This is a genomic window from Dialister succinatiphilus YIT 11850, assembly GCF_000242435.1.
In the GTDB taxonomy this organism is placed as follows: domain Bacteria; phylum Bacillota; class Negativicutes; order Veillonellales; family Dialisteraceae; genus Dialister; species Dialister succinatiphilus.
Genome location: NZ_JH591191.1, coordinates 1 through 3,680, shown reverse-complemented (window position 1 = coordinate 3,680; position 3,680 = coordinate 1). Strand labels below are relative to the sequence as shown.

Genomic DNA, 3,680 nt, shown 5'->3' with positions numbered 1-3,680 from the left:
ATGAGAAACTATAGGCCGGGATGCCTGGAGGGGCGTATAGGCGTTTATGGAGCTTCTTCTTCACCAATGGGGAGACTGGCCAGAGCTATACAGAAATACTGATAAAACCGAAGCCACGGAGATAGTAATTATCGACAGTCAAATGAATTACCGAGGAAAACTTGACACTTACCCCTGTCACAAAACATAGAGACATATAAGAAAATAAATGATATAATAATTCCGTTGCATTGAATTTATGCTTTTGATGTAAGGAGTTTAATTGATGGCAGATACAAAAGACGTAAAGATGAAGGATTTCGAGGACCATTCCTATTTCTATAAGCCCTATTGGTTTGTGGTGGCTCTTGGCTTTATCCTGTGGGCCGCTTATGTGTGCTGGACGGGGTACTGGGGCATTGTCCATCACAGGGTGCCGGTGATTGACCTGGGCATGCAGGTGGCCATTCTGTGGTGGCTTCTGGATACGGTGCTCACGAAGACGGTATACCGGCTGGAAAAGGACCGCCTTTATATGCTGAAAACAGGGGTGGGACACAAGAAGGAGCTTTCCATTCCCTATGAGGATATTTTCGGCGTTCACCATTTCAAGAACCAGCTCATGAAGCCGGTGACTTACCGTTATACCTTCCACCAGTATTCGAAGCTGGACAATCGTCCCATCTGGTCCCTGCTCTATGATATCGACAGTGACAAGAAGGTGGGCCGGGTGCTCATGAAGGCTTCCGAGGATTTCTGGAAGGAGTTTGAACGGCGCATGCCGGGGCAGATCCGCATTCCTCAGGAAGAAGTGGTTACGTTCACGTATAAGGCCATGGAAAAGAAACTTCGTGACCAGGGCTATTTCAAGGAACATCCGGAAATGTCCTTTGAAGAAGGTATCAAACAGCTCCGCCAGAAGGGTACGGAAATGGGAGGCCGGGAGGATGAACTGACCGGTGCTGATTTCCACGGTGAAAAGGTGGAACTGGAAAATGGTACCAGTAAGGAAACGTTGGAAGCGGCCAGAAGAAAGATGGAGGAAGGAAGTCAAAAAGAATAGGTCCGTTGAAGGGGCTGTGAAAAAATGTAAATCATTTTTTCACAGCTTTTTTATATGGATGTGGATGAATATATAAAATTATTATAGATACTTATAGAAGGAATATATAGCAGGTAAAAAGAAAAAATAATTCATAGATTGCAGGCAGGCTATTTGCATTTATTCATAGATACATATCCCCGGACAGGGGGAAAGACATGGTGGCGAACGGGGGAGATTGGGGAAGAAAAAGGGGTGAAAAAATAAATCGCCATCTATCCATAATATCTAGTAACTTCTAAAAAACAGTAGAATAAATAAGAATACAGAAGTATAATAATGATAAAACACAATAATTTGAATAAATACCTATAATATACTATATTTATTTGAAAATCATGGAAAAATCCTGTATATTGACTGTAGATATCTGCGGTTCCTGAAGTTTATGCAGTGAAGAAAGGAGGAGTTTCCCTGTTTGATGGATAACAGGATGGGCAGGCTTATTTTCCAGGTGCGGTGATTCTCCGGTTTCATGCCATTATTTCAAATAGAGAAGTCATTTTATGGAGAAGTCATTGGACCGCTCTCGGAAAAGCGGATGAAAGCCTGCAGGAGGCAGGGCTCGCGGGCAGCTCTTTGTCCTCCCTTCAGGAAATTTCACAGGCGAAATGCTGATGGCATTCTTTGTCTAGGATGGTATCAGCAGGTTTATTTTTCGAAAGGCGGTTGACTCTATGGCATCTCCAAGCCCCCTCTCCATTTGTCTCACTAACATGGTTATCGTATTTGCAGTCCTCGTTTTCCTGGCGTTTGTGATCCAGCTGATTCACATCGTGGACCCTACGAAGAACAAGAAGAAATAGGAAGATAGCGATTAAGGTTAGGAGGTAGACATTATGGATGGTTTTATGAGAGCCCTTGCTTCTGTGTGGACAGATTCGGGATTTGCTTCTCTTACGATTGAAAATATCATTATGATTCTGGTGGGCCTGGTGCTCCTGTACCTGGCCATTGCCAAGGAATATGAGCCTCTTCTGCTCATGCCCATTGCTTTTGGCGATATTATGGCCAATTTCCCCAACACCGGTTTTGAATCGGAAATGGGCGTCATGATGGCTATTGGATTTGGTATTAAGTATGAAATTTTCCCGCCGTTGATTTTCATGGGTGTGGGAGCAATGACGGACTTTTCTCCCCTCATTGCCAACCCGAAAACCATGCTTCTCGGCGCTGCTGCCCAGATCGGCGTTTTCGTGGCCCTGGCAGGTGCCATGATTCTGGGCTTCAATGTGCAGGAAGCGGCAGCCATTGGCATCATCGGCGGCGCTGACGGCCCCACTTCTATTTATCTGACGTCCAAGCTGGCGCCCCACCTTCTGGGTGCCGTAGCTGTGGCAGCGTATTCCTACATGTCCCTGGTACCCTTGATTCAGCCGCCGATTATGAAGCTCCTCACCACGAAGGAACAGAGACAGATCCGCATGGTGAATCTTCGTCCGGTGACTCATTTCGAAAGGGTAGCTTTCCCCATTGTCGTATCTATCGTGGTTTCCCTGCTTCTCCCGCCGGTGGCATCCCTCATGGGCATGCTCTGCCTGGGCAATCTCTTTGAAGTATCCGGCGTAACCGGCCGTCTGTCTGATACGGCGAAAAATGCACTGTGCAACATCGTTACCATTTTCCTGGCAACCGGCACCGGCCTCACCATGACCGGCGACAAGTTCATCCGTGTGCAGACTCTGGAAATCATCTGCCTCGGTCTCGTAGCCTTTGCAGCAGGCACCGCAGGGGGCGTCCTCTTCGGCCAGCTCATGCGCATTGTGTCCGGTAACAAGGTGAACCCCCTCATCGGTTCTGCCGGCGTATCTGCCGTACCTATGGCAGCCCGGGTATCCCAGGTGGTAGGTCTTCGGGACAATCCCTCCAACTATCTGCTCATGCAGGCCATGGGTCCCAACGTGGCAGGCGTTATCGGCACCGCTGTGGCGGCAGGCACCATGCTGGCCCAGTTCGGAGGCTGATTTCCCTTAAAAAATCTGTCATTGATTATGAAAAAGCACTCTCTTTGGAGAGTGCTTTTTGTATATAATCATTTTTTATAGGGGCATATAGAAAATATAACGAATTGAGAAATTAGGAATGATAGCATTTAATAGTTTATAAAATAAAAATTTATAATTTCGGTATATATTTCATGCAAAAGACTGTCAAAATCGTATGAAGAATATAATGAATAGTATACGATGAAATCAATCGAATCATTAGCAGTAAAGTTTTGCATTTGCAGTTTTCAGGGGACAATGGGGAAGGAATAAATTTCAATGACTTAAATGGGAATCATAATCAATAGCATACTATTTTTTAAATAGAATAATATATTCTAAATTGAAATAGACGGTGGAGTGGTTGAATTTTGACAGGTCCATGAATACAATAAGCATAGATGCCTATGTAAGTGCATGCCATGTGCAGCTTCATAGATGGGAGCCCGACCCTGGGACTGTGAACAAAGGAGGATAGAAGGTTTACCAAGGGATTATCATTGTTTTCCGGATCATATTTCGGATTCATGTGGAAACTTGCAATTATTCTTTATAACTTTATATGAGTCCAACAATCTTCCGGAGAAGATTCCGATTTCTGTCCGGTATGCATC

At 45.2% G+C, this 3,680-nt stretch carries 3 protein-coding genes; all 3 read left to right on the top strand.

Annotated features, from left to right (window positions below):
* The first annotated feature begins 265 nt into the window (after positions 1 to 265).
* The 3 genes from HMPREF9453_RS10830 to HMPREF9453_RS10820 all read left to right on the top strand — a co-directional run bounded on the left by HMPREF9453_RS10830 (position 266) and on the right by HMPREF9453_RS10820 (position 3,045).
* Entirely contained in the window at positions 266 to 1,042 is a 777-nt protein-coding gene (locus HMPREF9453_RS10830) for a hypothetical protein (RefSeq protein WP_008860610.1), read from the top strand.
* A gap of 716 nt (positions 1,043 to 1,758) precedes the next feature.
* Entirely contained in the window at positions 1,759 to 1,887 is a 129-nt protein-coding gene (locus HMPREF9453_RS10825) for an OadG family protein (RefSeq protein ID WP_008860609.1), read from the top strand.
* Positions 1,888 to 1,920: 33 nt separating this feature from the next.
* A complete protein-coding gene (locus HMPREF9453_RS10820; RefSeq protein WP_008860608.1) occupies positions 1,921 to 3,045 on the top strand; it encodes a sodium ion-translocating decarboxylase subunit beta in 1,125 nt (374 codons plus the stop codon).
* Positions 3,046 to 3,680 lie beyond the last annotated feature (635 nt).

Coding starts and splice junctions, on each gene's coding strand:
- HMPREF9453_RS10830 (WP_008860610.1), top strand. CDS start 266: ATGGCAGATACAAAAGACGTAAAGATGAAGGATTTCGAGGACCATTCC.
- HMPREF9453_RS10820 (WP_008860608.1), top strand. CDS start 1,921: ATGGATGGTTTTATGAGAGCCCTTGCTTCTGTGTGGACAGATTCGGGA.
- HMPREF9453_RS10825 (WP_008860609.1), top strand. CDS start 1,759: ATGGCATCTCCAAGCCCCCTCTCCATTTGTCTCACTAACATGGTTATC.